This is a genomic window from Tenacibaculum finnmarkense (assembly GCF_900239185.1).
In the GTDB taxonomy this organism is placed as follows: domain Bacteria; phylum Bacteroidota; class Bacteroidia; order Flavobacteriales; family Flavobacteriaceae; genus Polaribacter; species Polaribacter finnmarkensis.
Genome location: NZ_OENA01000060.1, coordinates 1 through 16184 on the forward strand (window position 1 = coordinate 1; position 16184 = coordinate 16184).

General features: G+C 29.4%; 17 protein-coding genes. 8 read left to right on the forward strand and 9 right to left on the reverse strand.

The window, feature by feature from the left end; all coding sequences use genetic code 11:
* Window positions 1-231: 231 nt before the first annotated feature.
* The 9 genes from AQ1689_RS08080 to xerA all read right to left on the reverse strand — a co-directional run bounded on the left by AQ1689_RS08080 (window position 232) and on the right by xerA (window position 9848).
* Window positions 232-786, reverse strand: coding sequence for a hypothetical protein (locus AQ1689_RS08080; RefSeq protein WP_101955759.1), 555 nt, complete (start codon window positions 784-786; stop codon window positions 232-234).
* On the reverse strand, window positions 783-1628 hold the full coding sequence (locus tag AQ1689_RS08085; RefSeq protein WP_101955760.1) for a TIR domain-containing protein: 846 nt from the start codon (window positions 1626-1628) through the stop codon (window positions 783-785). The genes AQ1689_RS08080 and AQ1689_RS08085 overlap by 4 nt, the downstream gene beginning before the upstream one ends.
* A gap of 770 nt (window positions 1629-2398) precedes the next feature.
* Window positions 2399-3130 carry a hypothetical protein gene (locus tag AQ1689_RS08090; protein WP_101955761.1) on the reverse strand — a complete coding sequence of 244 codons (732 nt, stop codon included), beginning with the start codon at window positions 3128-3130 and terminating at the stop codon, window positions 2399-2401.
* Window positions 3131-3133: 3 nt separating this feature from the next.
* A complete protein-coding gene (locus AQ1689_RS08095) occupies window positions 3134-3478 on the reverse strand; it encodes a hypothetical protein (RefSeq protein ID WP_101955762.1) in 345 nt (114 codons plus the stop codon).
* 175 nt (window positions 3479-3653) lie between these two features.
* Window positions 3654-4790 (reverse strand): DNA-processing protein DprA, encoded by a 1137-nt coding sequence (locus tag AQ1689_RS08100; protein WP_101955763.1) that lies wholly within the window; start codon window positions 4788-4790, stop codon window positions 3654-3656.
* Between the two features lie 11 nt (window positions 4791-4801).
* Complete coding sequence (locus tag AQ1689_RS08105; RefSeq protein WP_101955764.1) at window positions 4802-6838, reverse strand: RecQ family ATP-dependent DNA helicase; 2037 nt, start codon at window positions 6836-6838, stop codon at window positions 4802-4804.
* Window positions 6839-6996: 158 nt separating this feature from the next.
* A complete protein-coding gene (locus AQ1689_RS08110) occupies window positions 6997-7881 on the reverse strand; it encodes a hypothetical protein (RefSeq protein ID WP_101955765.1) in 885 nt (294 codons plus the stop codon).
* A gap of 4 nt (window positions 7882-7885) precedes the next feature.
* Window positions 7886-8689: a hypothetical protein gene (locus AQ1689_RS08115; RefSeq protein WP_101955766.1), complete on the reverse strand. Its 804-nt coding sequence runs from the start codon at window positions 8687-8689 to the stop codon at window positions 7886-7888.
* Between the two features lie 85 nt (window positions 8690-8774).
* Window positions 8775-9848, reverse strand: coding sequence for a site-specific tyrosine recombinase/integron integrase (xerA, locus tag AQ1689_RS08120; protein ID WP_101955767.1), 1074 nt, complete (start codon window positions 9846-9848; stop codon window positions 8775-8777).
* Window positions 9849-9987: 139 nt separating this feature from the next.
* Here xerA and AQ1689_RS08125 point away from each other — a divergent pair, with 139 nt between their 5' ends.
* The 8 genes from AQ1689_RS08125 (at window position 9988) to coaBC (ending at window position 16165) form a co-directional block, all read left to right on the forward strand.
* On the forward strand, window positions 9988-10353 hold the full coding sequence (locus AQ1689_RS08125) for a hypothetical protein (protein ID WP_101955768.1): 366 nt from the start codon (window positions 9988-9990) through the stop codon (window positions 10351-10353).
* A gap of 141 nt (window positions 10354-10494) precedes the next feature.
* Entirely contained in the window at window positions 10495-11631 is a 1137-nt protein-coding gene (locus AQ1689_RS08130; RefSeq protein ID WP_101955769.1) for an esterase-like activity of phytase family protein, read from the forward strand.
* A 20-nt stretch (window positions 11632-11651) separates the two neighbouring features.
* Window positions 11652-12164: a DUF6913 domain-containing protein gene (locus AQ1689_RS08135; RefSeq protein WP_101915162.1), complete on the forward strand. Its 513-nt coding sequence runs from the start codon at window positions 11652-11654 to the stop codon at window positions 12162-12164.
* Window positions 12164-13039 carry a 4-hydroxy-tetrahydrodipicolinate synthase gene (gene dapA, locus AQ1689_RS08140; RefSeq protein ID WP_101955770.1) on the forward strand — a complete coding sequence of 292 codons (876 nt, stop codon included), beginning with the start codon at window positions 12164-12166 and terminating at the stop codon, window positions 13037-13039. The genes AQ1689_RS08135 and dapA overlap by 1 nt, the downstream gene beginning before the upstream one ends.
* A 132-nt stretch (window positions 13040-13171) precedes the next feature.
* Complete coding sequence (locus AQ1689_RS08145; protein WP_101955771.1) at window positions 13172-13687, forward strand: ferritin; 516 nt, start codon at window positions 13172-13174, stop codon at window positions 13685-13687.
* A 125-nt stretch (window positions 13688-13812) separates the two neighbouring features.
* A complete protein-coding gene (locus tag AQ1689_RS08150) occupies window positions 13813-14634 on the forward strand; it encodes an outer membrane protein assembly factor BamD (RefSeq protein ID WP_058885278.1) in 822 nt (273 codons plus the stop codon).
* A gap of 3 nt (window positions 14635-14637) precedes the next feature.
* On the forward strand, window positions 14638-14958 hold the full coding sequence (locus tag AQ1689_RS08155) for a DNA-directed RNA polymerase subunit omega (protein WP_101915158.1): 321 nt from the start codon (window positions 14638-14640) through the stop codon (window positions 14956-14958).
* Window position 14959: 1 nt separating this feature from the next.
* The gene (gene coaBC, locus AQ1689_RS08160; protein ID WP_101955772.1) at window positions 14960-16165 is read left to right on the forward strand and encodes a bifunctional phosphopantothenoylcysteine decarboxylase/phosphopantothenate--cysteine ligase CoaBC; all 1206 of its coding nucleotides are present in this window, start codon (window positions 14960-14962) and stop codon (window positions 16163-16165) included.
* Window positions 16166-16184 lie beyond the last annotated feature (19 nt).

The window sequence follows — 16184 nt, forward strand, 5'->3', positions numbered from 1 at the left end:
TTTGTCCGCTAGAAGTGATCCTAATTTAATACTCCAATATTCCAGCGTGATCCTTCGAAAAAACTGTCCTGTCCAATTGAGATATTGCACACAACGGTTTGTGTATGAAGCGTTGGGCGTTTAAAAGTACTTCATTTTCAGTTTATCTCTATCTTTATTAATAAGCACAAACTTTGATTTAATGACTTATTGCCCAATGATTTATACACTTTGTTGGCATTTCGTTATTCTTTATTCGTGTTGTATGTAAAACATTTCCAGTAAGTCAATTACTAAATCTGAAGGGTCTTCATCCCTTTCTTTCATTACTAACATTTCCTTTAAATGCTCTTTTGTCATAAATAATATTACTTTTTGGTCATTAGAATAGATTGTATTTCGTCTTATGTGAGCCGAATTATTAGGTGTTTTTGTACATACTAAAATAGCAAAACGGCCCATTGGATTTGTTAAATAATTCAAGGTTTGATTTACTTCATTAGTACCAATTTCAGTCGCTTCATAATTTTTAAATTCAAATAATATCATTCTTGCATTTAACTCTTGAAACAAATGAAACCAATTTTTTGAATGTTGGTCAGTGTTAGGTACAATATTTCTATTTGGGAAAATCGCATCTCTGCGATTTACACCAGAATATGTGTTTGCTTGCCTTTGAGGTCTTATTAGAGGCGGAACAAATAAATATGTTAATACTTCTGTACATAAATTCTCAAATTGTACCCATCCTGGACTTCCTAATGGACAAGCATCTAATCTCTGTATGAAATCATTTACTTGGCTCATCTTAAAAAGTATTTATTTAATAATCGTTTTCTCTTTGCTACAAGTTTTTTTAATATTACTCCATCTAAAACCTTAATATCTAAATTTCTTTCACGCTTTGCTTTTTCGATATATTCTTGTGCAACAGACGTAAGAATACTATTAGTTATTAAAAGTATTTTAGCATCTTCTTTGTTGATGTATTGGTAAAGGTTAATAATCTGATTTAATGAATTAATGCTAAATCTTTCTTCCTTATAAAACTTTACTTCAATCATCCAAGTTTCGTGGTTCGGAATTCCAAAAACATCTTTTGTGAATGTTTCTGCTATAAAGTCAATTTGTTTATCATTATACTTTTGTTCACGCTGAATATTCTTAAACCCATATGCTTTAAGAAAATCGAATGTAAAATCTTCAAATTCGTAAGGTGAGAAATGTTCAAAAGAAATTTCGGGAATTAATTTTAATTTCTGAATTACTTTGTCAAGTCCTTTTTCAAAATCATTAGTCAAGTTTATAATATCAAATTCTAAAAATTCACTAGGGACTTGACATTTTTCGATTAGAATTGGAATTATATTTATTTTTCTTTTTCTTGCTTCTTCAAAGAAGAATTGAGGAAATTCAAATTGAAAATATTTAGATAAAAAAAGGGATTTCGAAAGTAAAATTATCACAGTTTCACTTGTTTCATACATATATTTAATTTGGTCGAAAACATTTTCTCCGACACTTATGTCTTTGTAGTCAATAACGACATCAATTTGTTCTCTTTGTAGAGTATCAGAAACTCTATGAGCCATTTGAATATCGTTATGACTGTAAGAAATAAAAACTCTATTTTTTGTTCTATTTGTCATTTTTGTTCTTTGTTTCTAATGAATGCCAACGTTTTTGTATATGATTTGTTGCGTTTTTCGAGCAACTAATTTAGTTAATAAAAGTGAAATATAAAATTTAAAAAATGATATTCTTAATTTAAAAAAACTAGCAATAAATTATATACGGTGTTATGTTTATCGGTTTTGAGTTCTAAATAATCATTCTATTTAAATTTTATTCCGTTCATTTTTTCCGCTTCACAGCTTAATTTTCGCCTTTTTATTTTTCTTAATTACTTTTTCATGTTTTCAAAACTCAAATTTCTCATTTTATGATTCAGCTTGATATTCGCGCTGTTCTACTAAAACCTTTTTTCTCCATAGATATATTCACGTTTCTATATTCAGTTTTAAATGATTTTTTAATTTTTCATTTTATTTCTAAATTGTCTTAAAATACTTTTACAGATTTTAATTTTTTTCTTAAAATAGAGGAGAAGTTATTTTCATCTTTAGCTTTTTTTGAATATTTTTTTTCGGCGTATAATTATGGTAATTTATTTTTTAGAACTCATAAAATACTCATTAGGAATTTCTGAGGAAATTCCGCCGTTAAACATAACGCTATGTGTAAGAATAGTAAGGGTTTCGAAAGACTGAACTTTCAATTTTCCACTTAGCCAAATTTGCAATTTTTCTTTATTTAATAGTTCGTAAAATTGTAAATTTTGCGAACTTTGTAAAATGCACTGAACTTTGAATTAAGCACTAAAACCCTTATTGTTTTTACACTTTGTTAGGTTTAGTATTTATTCTTTCGTTGCAATATATCCCATACTTTTCAATTCTCCACCTTTATCAAATAATGTCATTTCTTTACTTGAATTGATGATATAATATTCTCCATATTTGTTTCCTTTTACAGAATACTTGTTTCCTTTTTTTATGATGTTTTCAGTTTTATATTCGTCTTTCGGAATTACACCAATAAACTCAGTTCCTTTTTTGTAAATTTCATATGGATAACTCGATTTAACCGTAGTGTTTGTAATTTTCCACTTTCCAAAAAGTTTGTATTCTGATTTTAATTTATCATAATTACTATTTCCTGATGCAGTTTCAACTTTTTCAACTGGTTTAGATGAAATTGCTTCTGAAAATACTTTATTAAAACTTTTACTCACTTCAGTTTCTTTTCCTTTTGAACCAACATAAGCAAATCCTAACAGCTCTAATTCTCCTGCTAAAACACCTTTTTGTAAAAGTAATTTTGAATCTGGGTTGTTTTTCAAATCTTCTACATTAGAAAGCCATTTATTATATTTTCCACCTTTTCCAAAGCCGAATTTTTTGAAATCAGATTTCCCTTTAAATGACAATAATTCATCGTATAGAGATTTGAATTCTTCAAAAAGTTCATTTGTTTTTTCAGTATTATCTACTTTTTCTACGACTTCAATTACTTTACTTTCTTTTTTTTCATTCTTACAAGATGTAAATCCTATAATTGCAATTGCTGAAATTATTAATATATTTTTCATTTCTTATTTTTTAGAATAACCCATTGTTGTAATACATAAACTTGCTATTGAAGAAACAGCTTCGGTGTTCATTTCATCTAAACCTTTTGTTGCTTCATCTATACAGGTTTTTAAATTTTCTGCTCGAACTTTTAATTCGTCCATAGATACAGAATTATCTACTGTTGCCATAAAATCGCTACAGGTTGCTAATTTATTTTCTTCACTTGCACTTTTCCATTCCGACATTTTACTTTTGTGTAAATTTCCGCCTTCATACCATTTTTCCGTATTAGACTTTGAATTATTTCCACCGCAACTTACTAAAAGAAACATTCCTAAAACTGTTGTGATAATTATTTTTTTCATACTGATTTTTCGTTTTTTTTATATTAAACCTAACGGTTTGGCTATGCGTAGTTTGGGATTTTGAAACTATTAATTTTCAATTTACTACTAATTTTATTAAATTCTATAAGCTTGAATATTAGTATATTACCCAAATTACGTATAGCCTTTGTTAGCCACTTTACTTTTTTCATTTTCAACCAAATAATGTTTTTTGTGATTGAATTGTTCTTTCTTTATGAGCAAACTTTAATGGTTTTCCTTTTACTGTAATAATTTCATCTTGTTCTTTTAGAAATGAGGAAACTTTTCTTGTACTCCAATCTAATTTAAGTGTATCAACTATTTTCTTTGAAGTATATACGCCTTTTTTTAAGAATTCAATAATTTTATATTCAACATCATTTGGGTCAGGTTCTGAAACAACATTTTGATTAATATTTATTTGTTGTTCATAACTTAAAACATTCCCTTTTGAATCAACAGGAACAGCTCCTTTTTGTATTAGTTGGTTATTCGCATTTTTCTCATTAAAATCTGGTTTTCTGACAAATATTTTTCGTCCTTTTCTTAATCCATCTACAACGCCCGACCAAGTACCGCCTTTATTGCTTGATTCTGCAACAAAGATTTCATTTGCTAAACCATAAATGATTGGATTACGAGCCATTGCTAAGCCTACACTCCAAGTCGCTTTTGGATAGAAAGCACTCAATACCATCACATCACCATCAATGATTTGTTTATAATATTTTTTAAAGCCCGAATTAAATGTTGAAATACCTTGTGGTAGAACAATAATACTTTGTCCTTTATATTTTAGTGCTGAATCTAATGCTTGCTTATCAACTCCTTTGGCAAAACCACTTACTATAACTTTATAATCTTGGGAAGCTGTTTTAGCAATATTATCTGTAAAATCCAAAGACACTTTATCTGCTTTTCTTGAACCTACAATAGCGACTGATTTTTCTTTCATTATTGCCTTATTCCCTTTTGTATAAATTAAAGGCGGTGCGTATGTTCTACCTAAATTCTTTTTAAGAATAGGAGAGTATTCAGGTGAAGTGATTGGTATAATACTGTATCCTTGTTCAAGAAGGTCTTCTACCATAAAAGCATAATTTGATAATTCCTTTATAGCATTTTGAAATAATAAAATCTCATTTTCATTTAATTCGTAGTTGTCTTTCCATTGTTTTGGTTCAAAATGAAAAAAATCAATAATCGTTTTTTGTTCTTCAAACAATCTAACAATTATTTCATTCTTTTTTTTTGTTCTAAGTTTTGGCAAATGTGCCAAAGCTAGCCAATACGATAATTCTTCATTCATACTATTTCTTTTTATATATCACCTCCTACCGTTCGGGCGATTATTAAAGGTGCTATTTTACTCGCACCTTTATTAGTTAACATTTGCCCAATTTCTTTAATTGTTGCACCACTATCAAAAATATCATCAAAGATAATAATATTTTTACCACTTATTTGTTCGGGGTTATTAAACATAAACATTCCTGCAACATTGTCTTTTTTTAAATAACCATTTTTAAATACTTTTTGCGGTTGTGTTTCTCCTGTTTTTACAAGATTATGTGAAATAGGAACTTTCAAAACTCTTGAAATTTTTTCTGCAAAATTCTTAACTAAGTCTCCTGATTCAGTAGGTGGCACATATACAATTAAATCAAACGGTTCTTGTCCATAGTGTTTTCGAAATGCTTTTAATGTCAATTTAAGCAAAAAGTCAGGAAAATCACCTCCATTATGATATTTGCATCTGTTAAGAGCTGCCCCAACATTTGATACCCCATAATAACTTGAAGCAATACCATTTACGATATTAGAACCTCTACTTTCAACTTTCAATATAGGAAAATAAGTTTCTCTAAAATCAGAAAGCACTTTGACTGTTTCAGGTTTCGGATTAGAAATGAATTTTTGAAGATTTGTATTATCACAATTTTTAATTTGGTCAGGAATTGCATCACCGAGATAATTACACAAAAATTTCATCCTTGAAGTATTCAGGTTGACATATTCAAGCATTGATTCAAGTTCTTTTAGTTTTAATTCTCTCAATTCTTCAAATGCTTTTGTATTCAATTCAGGTGCATCAAATTGATATTCGTATTTTTTAGACCGACCATAAATTACTTCTTTAATAATACCTTGCTCTATTAAGTCTGCTTTAATTACTCGCACCTGAGTTTGTTTAAGATTGGTTGCTTTCATTATTTGACGTTCACCCAATTGCTCTCCTTTAACAGCATTGATAACTTTATTGTACTTATTTAAACTTGGTCGTCCACCATCAATGAATGCTTTTGGAAGTTTATAATCTTCCTCTATTCCTTTATCGTCCTTTGAAGAATTATAAAATAAAATTATACTTGTTGGCTTTCCATCTCTACCTGCTCTCCCTATTTCTTGATAATAATGAATTGGTGAGGCTGGTATTTGTGTATGAATTAAAAATCTAATGTCGGGTTTGTCAATTCCCATTCCTAAGGCATTAGTAGAAACAACAGCCTTCCACTTATTAGCCATTAAACCATTTTCAACTTCTTTTCTTGTTTCACCATCAAGACCTGCATTATATTCGGTAGTATTTATTTTAAGGTAATCGAACCAACGTGAGTATATTTCTGTATTGACTCTTGTTCCTGAATAAATTATTCCTGTTCCCTCAATATTATTTAGGTTCTCAGCAAGCCAAATTAACTTTTCATCCTCTGATTTGACGTTGATTACAAATAAGTTGAAATTTTCTCTGATTAGTCGTCCTCTTAATGTTGTTATGTCATTAGATATTTGTTTTTCAACATCAATTTGAACTCTTTTTGTTGCTGTTGCTGTGGTTGCTAAAACAGGCATATTTTTAGGAAGCAACTGTATTAAATTAATTATTCTCCTAAAAGCTGGTCGGAAATCGTGACCCCAAACTGAAATAGTATGAGCTTCATCAATTACAATCATTGATAAATTCATTTGTCTTGTAGCCTGTATCCATTCTTGATTCTCTTGTCTTTCAGGTGCTATGTATAAAATTTTCAGTTGCCCATTTATTGCATCTTGAATCGTTTGTGAATTTTCTTCTCGTGTTTGTTCTGAGTTAATGAAACTTGCACTAACTCCAATTTTTTTCAACCCTTTAACTTGGTCACGCATTAAGGCAATAAGTGGTGAGAATATGATTGTTAAACCGTCAAATTGTGTAGCAGGAAACTGAAAACACAATGATTTTCCAAACCCTGTTTTTTCAATTAAAAGAACTCTTTTACCTTGAAATAGCAAATCAATAGTTTCCCATTGTTCGTTATAAAATCTATCGAATCCAAAAATCTGTTTTAGTTTTATTTCAGCTTGTTGTCTATTCATCTGCTGTTCTTTTTTTGTATTGTGGCTAACGTTTACTGTATGGTTAGTGGCGTTTTAAAAGACTAAACTTTCAGGAAGAAATGAACTTTATAAAAAAGAACCTAACTTTAATATTTGCTCTATGTAGCCATTAACTATACAGATTGTTGGCAACTGTTTCACCTCCCAAATTTGTTTTTCTCTTTTAAAGTTCTTATATCCCAGTCATTCAAATAGATTGTATGTGTTCTTTGGAAATCTCTACTTTTAGTTAAATTTCCAAAACCAGGACCAGTATATCCATAGTCAGAAGGATTATGCGTGTAAACAGCTCTATCATCAATAATTAATTCATAAGCAGGGAAATCATTATGCCATCCTTTTACTTGTACATCAATAGACTTACTGGATAAGTTTTTAAAAAGTTCAATTTCTAATTTAAAATCAATATTAGGTGAGAAAGGTTCAGCAAAAGGATACCCTGCAGAAGCAGAAATCTTGATTGTTGTTGTATCATTTCCTCCATCAGAGAAAGAATGCTTTTTTGAATTATTAATTGATATATCTAAAGGGGCTTCGTCTGAACGGTCAGAATGTAATTCACTACAAACACCAATATACATATCTTTGTTTGATGCACGAGGCGTATCGTCATGAAAAGGAATCCGTTTTATATATGCTTTTACTTGATGGCTTTTACCAGAATGTTGGTTATTCTTACTTCCAATTGTTCCGTCTAAATGAGAGAAATGTTTAAAAATTTCGCTTCTAAAATTATAACTACCAATTTTTGTTAAATCAATTTCTGCATTTATTGCTAAGCGAGTACTATGCTCGCTATGATGATGAAACATTTCTACATTATCAGTTGCATAATAATTAGATAAAGAACCAGGCTCAGGAAGCCAAGTATGCTTTTGAATATTAAAGCTACTTAATTGTCTTATAAACTCTTCTTTGTTGTTAAGTAATTTGAAACGGTTTGTATTTTCAAAGTAACTTGAAAGAGGTCTACCAAGTGATTTTGGTATAAATGCTTGAAATTTTATTGAAAGTGGAAACATAGTTTTAGTTTTTAAGATAATATTCTTGTAATTTGTAATATTTAGTATACCTATTATTTAATTTACGAATATTTAAAAATGTACCGTGTATAGGTTCTTGATTATGTTTAATTTCATATTCTTTAATCATTTCTTCTTCATTCATAAAGTAATTATCATAATTTTTAGACTTTGTAATCACAAAAATAATTAATGGGTATTTTGTCAGTCCAGTAAAATATATATTAGGGTGTTCTATATTTCGATTTTTATAAGTTTGATATTTACCATCAGCATCTTTAATGATTTCATTATTCAAATCATTTTCATAATAGATTTTTAGTCCACCTTTATTTTGGTAATTTTGTTTTGCTCCTAGAAAAGGGATAGCATTATTATGAAATTTAAATTGAGTTTTGGCGATACCTGTTGTATCTAGTTCTATTATTCGTGATGCTCCTATTCCTAAAAATCCTCCAGTCCATTTTTCTTTTTGCCCATTAGGTCTATCATATTGTATGGCAACAATACCTTCATAATTTTTGGGAAGAATGATAGTTTGTTTATAAGGTCTCCAAACATACCAAGAGGCTAATAATACATAGACAAATGGTAAAATAACTAAAATAAAATCCCAAAGTTGTAATTGCTGTTTAGTTAATTTTGTAACTATTTTTTTCTTTTTACATACAATTTTTAAGAAAAAATAAACTAAAAGTAGTATTATTCCAATTATAGATATTCTCCATAGATTAGTGAAAATAAAACTAATCATTAGTAAAATTCCAAATACGGTATAATATATTCCTATGTTTCTTAGTCTTTTCATTTTGTTTGCTTTGAACTCAGAGTTTGTTTAAATAGTTGCCAACAACCAAATATACGTATTATTACATATATATATCATATATCTTTTACGAATCTAGGGGATTTTTAATTGATTTAAAATTATGAGAGGCAACATGAGTGTAAATTTCTGTTGTTTTACTAGATCTATGCCCTAATAAATTTTGGATATAGCGCAAATTCGTACCACTTTCTAAAAGGTGAGTAGCAAAGGAATGTCGTAACATATGTGGAGTTACTCTCTTTATAATTCCAGCCTTCTTAGTCGCTCTTTTAACAATTACAGCGACACTTTCAGGTGAATATTTTTGTCCTTTCCTGCCTTCAAATAAATACGTTTTAGGTTGCCATTCCTTATAATACACCCTTAATTCTTTAAGAACTGTTGTAGAAAGTAACGAATACCTGTCTTTATTTCCCTTAGCATTGTTAACATGTATTAACATTCTTTTGCTGTCTATATCTGTTATTTTTAAATCAAGAATTTCACTTCTACGCAACCCTGCGGAATATAAAAGGCTAACAATACACCGATGTTTAATGTTATTTGTGTGATCTATAATAGCTAAAATTTCTTCTTTCGATATTATTTTAGGAAGCCTATGTTCTTTTCTAGGTCTATCTATACTGTAAAATCGATTAGGCATACCTAATACTGTTTCATAGTAAAATTTAATAGCATTAATAGACTGATTTACATAGCTATTCGATTTATTCTGATGTGTTAGTGCTTGAAGATATTGCTGTATATCTTTTTCAGATAAATCATTTATTGGCTGCTGATAAAAATGATTTATAAATTTCTCAAACAATGAAATATATATTTTACAAGTGTTTAAAGAGTATCTTTTAAGCTCTAATTTTAATAAATAACCCTCAGGAGCATACCTAAGTGTTTCTTTTTTAGCCCTATTTCTAAACCAGTTTATATTGGGTAAGCTGTTGTTTTTTATTGGTTTTTCTTTGAAAAAAGCGTTGCCATGTATCCAGATAACACCTTTAAATTTTTGAAAAACAGCATTAATATTTTTCTTAGAATATTTTAAATAAACCATATTAAACTCCGCACTCCATTTAGGTTCAGGAAGTTCTTTTATTAATGCATGAATAACCTTATTGGGGCTAAATTGTAGCCCAATCATCTTGCAATTATTAATATATAAATGCTTTAAGGTAATATGTTCTGAGGTTTTTTTCACGCGATAAAATTCAAAAAAAACACTGAATAAAAAAAATATAAGCATATATTTATACGTTTATTAAACGGTTAATTATACACTTATGGAAAAGAAATGTCTTCACTGTAAAAATAAATTAGAAGGAAGGGTTGATAAAAAATACTGTTCTTCTTATTGTCGATCTTCCTATCATTATGAAAATAATAAAGAGCAAGAAGATAGTTTGTTTTCTGTAATAGATAAAAAACTCAAAAATAACAGAAAAATATTAAAAGAATTTAACAAGGCAGGATACGCTAGTGTCAGAAAAGAAAAATTGCTAGCAAAAGATTTCGATCCAAATTATTTTACAAATTATTGGAAAAATAGCAAAGGGCAGGTTTATTTATTTTGTTACGAATATGGTTTTTTAGCTCAAAGAGAAAAGTACATACTCGTACATTGGCAAAGTTATATGAAACCTAAGTAAAATCATCAAAAAAAGCTAAAAAATACGGCAAATAAGGATGCGAAAACTGAACTGAATTTAGCTTGACAGATTTTATCTTTTACTATAAATTTTTTCAGATGAAATTTAAACAGGCTCTTAATTAAATAGTATTTTTGCTTTATGAAAAGATTTATTTATATCGCAGTATTTTTAGTTTTATCAGGCTGTAAAGCAGAAAAAACAAGCTTAAAAAAACAACGCTTAAAACAACCTAAATTAAAATTTTTAAATGAATTTGTAGTCAAAGATTCTTTAAATTTTAACAATACTATTATTGGCGGAATTTCAGGGATTGATTTTAGTAATAATCAATATTATATGGTAGTTGATGATGCTAAAAATCCACGGGTTTTAATTGGTGATATTATCATCAAAAAAGACAGTATCAAAAATGTGATTTTTCAAAAAGTAATTTCATTACAACCTGATAGTGATTTTTATCAAAATAATGTGTTAGACCTAGAATCGGTTTTTTTTAAGGATAATAAACTAAATTTAGTCAGTGAAGGAAGCATCCGTAAGGGTAAAAATCCAACGATTTTTACAATTGATACCGCTGGTAATTTTAAAGAAGAAATAAAAATCCCTGATTATTTTAAAGCAAATTCCCAAGCAAAACCAAAACACAATGCCGCTTTTGAAAGTTCATCAAAAAGTTTCGATAAAAAAGGTTTTTGGGTAGCAATGGAAGCCCCGCTACAAGCCGATGGCGATGAGCCAACATTCCATAAAACACCATCGCCAATACGTATTACGTATTTTGATACTCAAACCAAAACAGCGACCAAACAATTTTCTTATCAGCTAGAAAAAATTGACAAACCTGCAAAAGGAAGCGTTAATTTAAACGGTGTTACTGCTATTTTAGAATACAAAAAAAATCAGTTCTTTGTGGTAGAACGAATTTATCAAAGCGGCTACGGGGCTTATGGAAATACCATCCGAATTTTTAAAGCAACAGTCAATGAAAATGTTAATAAAAGCTTTAACGAAAACACTACAAATACCTTAGAAATTCCAGCACTTAAAAAAGAAAAATATATCCCTTTAAAAAAAGAATTACTATTTGATTTTAAATCAATTCAGCCTAAATTAACCAATTCGATTATCGATAATATTGAAGGAATTACTTTAGGACCTAAATTATCGAACGGAAATAACTCCCTGATTTTCGTTTCTGATGATAATTTTCAAGTATATGGAAAGCAATTAACGCAATTTTTATTGTTTGAAATTGAAACAGAAAAAGTACATTAGTGGTCGTAATTATTTAAAAGATGATAGCCAAACTTAAAGAAAAATCAATTCAGAAATTTTATAACAAAACTATTGTAGAGAAAAATGCTAAAAATCAGCCGCAACATAAAGTTAAAAAAATTGCTATTTTATTAGATAATGAATCTTTAGAAAACATTGTAATTACTAGTTTAACCAACCAGCTTTCTCTTAAAAAAGAAGCTATTACGGTGTTAATTTATAAACCTTTTGAAAAAAAACAAGAAGTATTACCAACATTTTTTACCGATAAAGAAGTTGGTTTTAAAGCAGGTTTAAAATCAGACAAATTAAAAAGTTTCGTTAAAAATGAGTACGATTTGCTTATTAACTATATAAAAACGCCAAATTTATACCTTAATATAATAACTTTGCTATCGAAAGCAACTTTAAAAGTTGGTTTTGCTGATGTTGATGATCGATTGTATGACCTTGTTATTGCCGATAATAGCTTTAATGAAGCGGTTTTAAATCAAGAATTAAAAAAATACTTAACAATATTAAAAAAAATATAATGCAAAAATTTGTTGGTACAGGAGTGGCTTTGGTAACGCCTTTTAGCGAAGATTTAAGTGTCGATTTTCAGGCGCTTAAAAAATTAGTAAATTACAATATTGATAACGGTACAAATTATTTAGTTATCAACGGAACAACTGCCGAAAGTGCTACGATAACAACACAAGAAAAAGTTGAAATTATAAAAGTAATTGCTGCCGAAAATAACGGACGATTACCTTTAGTTTTAGGACTTGGGGGGAATAATACACAGGTGGTTATTGATGAGTTAAAATCTGCCGATTTATCAAATATTGATGGAATATTGTCGGTAGCACCGTATTATTCAAAACCAACACAGGAAGGTTTTTATCAGCACTTTAAAGCCATTGCTTTAGCGACTAAAAAACCAATTATTTTATACAATGTTCCTGGTAGAACGGCTAAAAATATGGAGCCTGCTACGATTTTACGATTGGCAAACGATTTTAAAAATATTGTAGGAGTCAAAGAAGCTGGAAATAATCAGCAGCAATATTTAGCGTTGTTAAAAGATAAACCAAAAGACTTTTTAATTATCTCTGGTGATGATGATTTAGCTTTAGGTGTTGTTTTAGCAGGTGGAGCAGGAGTAATATCAGTAATAGGACAAGGGTTTCCAAAGAAATTTTCAAAAATGATTCAGCTAGGATTGGCAGGGAAAAATAAAAAAGCCTATAAAATTCATTACCAATTAATGGATGTTGTAGATTATATTTTTGAAGAAAATAATCCCGCAGGAATTAAGGCAGTATTGCTAAAAAAAGGCATCTGCTTAGATGAGGTTCGCTTACCGTTAGTAAAAGCATCCGAAGAATTACAAACAAAAATTTCAGACTTTACAGACGCTTTTTAAAATAAAATCTAAACAAAAATTAGGCTACAGTTCTTTAATTGTAGTCTTTTTTTTTGCATCTTTGTATTAATTGTCTGTTATTTATAATAGATAAAAATAATAGATGAGAAATAATTAAATAAAAACAAAAATATGTTATCAAAAGTAATAGAAACAGCGTTAAACAAACAAATAAAAATTGAAGCAGAATCTTCACAAGTATATTTATCGATGGCTTGCTGGGCAGAAACACAGGGTTTTGAAGGGGTAGCGCAATTTATGTACGCACATTCTGACGAAGAACGTATGCATATGTTAAAATTAGTAAAGTTTGTAAACGAAAGAGGAGGACACGCAAAAGTATCAGAATTAGTAGCGCCACCAAGTGAATTTGGTTCATTTAAAGAGATGTTTCAAACCTTATTTGACCATGAAGTAATGGTGTCAGCATCAATTAATGATTTGGTTCATATTACTTTACAAGAAAGAGATTACGCAACACACAACTTTTTACAATGGTATGTATCTGAACAAATAGAAGAAGAAGCATTGGCGAGAAATATTTTAGATAAAATTAATTTAATTGGCGATGATAAAGGGGGTTTATATTTATTTGATAACGATGTAAAGTTAATTGTAGCTCAAGGTGCAGCTGCTAACCCAGCGTAATAAGATTAACAAATATTTATATATTATAAGTCTTTTTTGTATTAAATTTTATAGTTTATTGCAATACTGTATTACAGAAAAAAAAATCGTTTTAATAATCCATAATTAATCACTAATTTTGCCAAATGCAAAAAATTAAAAATTTAGCGTATTTACTTGTAATGCTATTGGTTTTGTCTTCATGCGGAGAGTATAACAAAGTGTTAAACAAAGGAAGTATTCAGGAACAATACAAAATGGCTGTAAAAATGTACGAAGTGCAAAAATACAGTAAAGCATTGCGTTTATTTGAAAAAGTAACCCCTTCGTATAGAGGTAAACCTCAAATGGAACGTATTCAGTATATGGTTTCTCAATCTAATTTTAATGAAAAAAATTATAGTTTAGCAGGCTATTACTTTAACAGGTTTGCTAAAAACTATCCTAAAAGTTCAAAGAAAGAAGACGCTGCTTTTTTATCGGCATTAAGTTATTACAAGGCTGCACCTAGTTTTAGTTTAGACCCTACAGATACAAACAAAGCGTTGGCTTCTTTTCAGTCATTTATTGATGCTTATCCTAATTCTAATAAATTAGACGAAGCAAATAAATATTATACAGAATTACGTAGTAGGTTAGAGAAAAAAGCATTTGAAATAGCAAAAACATATTACAATACAGCAGGCTATGATTCTAGAAATTATCGCGCTGCAATTACTGCTTTTGATAATTTATTATCAGATTATTTAGGAACAAAATATAAAGAAGAAGCGTTATATTTTAGACTAAAAGCAGCACACGATTTTGCCATGAAAAGTACGCAGCGTAGAAAAGCTGTTAGAATTAAAGCCGCTATAAACGCGTACGATAAATTAAATAGAAGTTTTCCTGAATCTAAATTTATAAAAGATTCAAACGCAATGTTAGCCGCATTAAATAAAGAACAAGAACAATTAGTTAAAAGTTAAAAGATGGATTATAAAGAAACGAAAGCACCCTTAAGTACTATTACTTATAATAAAGAAGCTATCGAAGCTCCAACAGAGAATATCTATGAAGCTATTTCAATTATAGCAAAAAGAGCGAATCAAATTAATGCTGATTTAAAGAAAGAATTAGTTGATAAATTAGATGAATTTGCTACTTATAACGATAGTTTAGAAGAAGTATTTGAAAATAAAGAACAAATTGAAGTTTCTAAATTTTACGAACGTTTACCAAAACCTCACGCTATTGCAGTAGATGAATGGTTAAACGGAAAAGTATATTTTAGAACTCCAGACGCTGAATAATATGTCTGTATTAAATGGTAAAAAAGTATTAGTAGGTATTACCGCAGGTATTGCTGCATACAAAACAGCCAATTTAGTTCGATTATTTATAAAATCAGGCGCAGAAGTTATCGTAGTGATGACTCCTGCGTCTAAAGATTTTATAACCCCGCTTACACTTTCTACACTTTCTAAAAACCCTGTTTATTCAACTTTTTATGATAAAGAAGATGAAAATGAGGTGTGGAATAATCACGTTGATTTAGGGCTATGGGCAGATATTATGATCATTGCTCCAGCCACTGCAAATACCTTGTCGAAAATGACAAACGGTACTTGCGATAACTTGTTGTTAGCAACTTATTTATCGGCAAAATGTCCGATATATTTTGCGCCAGCCATGGATTTGGATATGTATATTCATCCATCGACTAAAAATAGTTTAGACAAATTACAAAGTTTTGGTAATATTTTAATTCCTGCTACCTCTGGTGAGCTAGCAAGCGGATTAGTTGGCGAAGGTCGTATGGCTGAACCCGCAGATATTGTTTCTTTTATAGAAAAAAATATCGCTTCTAAATTACCGCTAAAAGGGAAAAAACTGCTGATTACCGCAGGACCAACTTACGAAGTAATTGATCCTGTTCGTTTTATAGGAAATCATTCTTCAGGTAAAATGGGCTTTGAAATAGCTAAAACAGCCGCTAATTTAGGCGCTGAGGTTTATTTAATTTCAGGACCATCACACCAAGCAGTAAATCATTCTTTTATCCATAGAATTGATGTAAAATCAGCCCAAGAAATGTACGATGCTTGTCATCAATATTTTGCGGAGGTTGATGTGGCTATTTTATCTGCCGCAGTCGCTGATTATAAACCAAAAAATACTGCTACTCAAAAAATAAAGAAAAAAGATTCCGCTTTAGTAATTGAGTTAGCACCTACCAAAGATATTTTAAAATCGTTAGGAGAAATTAAAACAAGCCAGTTATTAGTTGGTTTTGCTTTAGAAACCAATAACGAAGTTGAAAATGCAAAAGCTAAAATTATCAAAAAGAATTTAGATTTTATAGTGTTGAATTCTTTACAAGATAAAGGCGCAGGTTTTGCTACCGATACCAATAAAATAACCATTATTGATGCTGATTTTAACGAAAAACCCTTTGATTTGAAATCAAAAAAAGCAGTATCAGCAGATATTATGAGCGAAGTTCTTAAAAGAATTTAATAAAATTGTTACAACGCGT

Excerpts from the sequence above, each read along its gene's own strand:
- AQ1689_RS08080 (WP_101955759.1), bottom strand. The coding sequence starts at position 786 with ATGAGCCAAGTAAATGATTTCATACAGAGATTAGATGCTTGTCCATTA.
- AQ1689_RS08085 (WP_101955760.1), bottom strand. The coding sequence starts at position 1,628 with ATGACAAATAGAACAAAAAATAGAGTTTTTATTTCTTACAGTCATAAC.
- AQ1689_RS08090 (WP_101955761.1), bottom strand. The coding sequence starts at position 3,130 with ATGAAAAATATATTAATAATTTCAGCAATTGCAATTATAGGATTTACA.
- AQ1689_RS08095 (WP_101955762.1), bottom strand. The coding sequence starts at position 3,478 with ATGAAAAAAATAATTATCACAACAGTTTTAGGAATGTTTCTTTTAGTA.
- AQ1689_RS08100 (WP_101955763.1), bottom strand. The coding sequence starts at position 4,790 with ATGAATGAAGAATTATCGTATTGGCTAGCTTTGGCACATTTGCCAAAA.
- AQ1689_RS08105 (WP_101955764.1), bottom strand. The coding sequence starts at position 6,838 with ATGAATAGACAACAAGCTGAAATAAAACTAAAACAGATTTTTGGATTC.
- AQ1689_RS08110 (WP_101955765.1), bottom strand. The coding sequence starts at position 7,881 with ATGTTTCCACTTTCAATAAAATTTCAAGCATTTATACCAAAATCACTT.
- AQ1689_RS08115 (WP_101955766.1), bottom strand. The coding sequence starts at position 8,689 with ATGAAAAGACTAAGAAACATAGGAATATATTATACCGTATTTGGAATT.
- xerA (WP_101955767.1), bottom strand. The coding sequence starts at position 9,848 with ATGATTGGGCTACAATTTAGCCCCAATAAGGTTATTCATGCATTAATA.
- AQ1689_RS08125 (WP_101955768.1), top strand. The coding sequence starts at position 9,988 with ATGGAAAAGAAATGTCTTCACTGTAAAAATAAATTAGAAGGAAGGGTT.
- AQ1689_RS08130 (WP_101955769.1), top strand. The coding sequence starts at position 10,495 with ATGAAAAGATTTATTTATATCGCAGTATTTTTAGTTTTATCAGGCTGT.
- AQ1689_RS08135 (WP_101915162.1), top strand. The coding sequence starts at position 11,652 with ATGATAGCCAAACTTAAAGAAAAATCAATTCAGAAATTTTATAACAAA.
- dapA (WP_101955770.1), top strand. The coding sequence starts at position 12,164 with ATGCAAAAATTTGTTGGTACAGGAGTGGCTTTGGTAACGCCTTTTAGC.
- AQ1689_RS08145 (WP_101955771.1), top strand. The coding sequence starts at position 13,172 with ATGTTATCAAAAGTAATAGAAACAGCGTTAAACAAACAAATAAAAATT.
- AQ1689_RS08150 (WP_058885278.1), top strand. The coding sequence starts at position 13,813 with ATGCAAAAAATTAAAAATTTAGCGTATTTACTTGTAATGCTATTGGTT.
- AQ1689_RS08155 (WP_101915158.1), top strand. The coding sequence starts at position 14,638 with ATGGATTATAAAGAAACGAAAGCACCCTTAAGTACTATTACTTATAAT.
- coaBC (WP_101955772.1), top strand. The coding sequence starts at position 14,960 with ATGTCTGTATTAAATGGTAAAAAAGTATTAGTAGGTATTACCGCAGGT.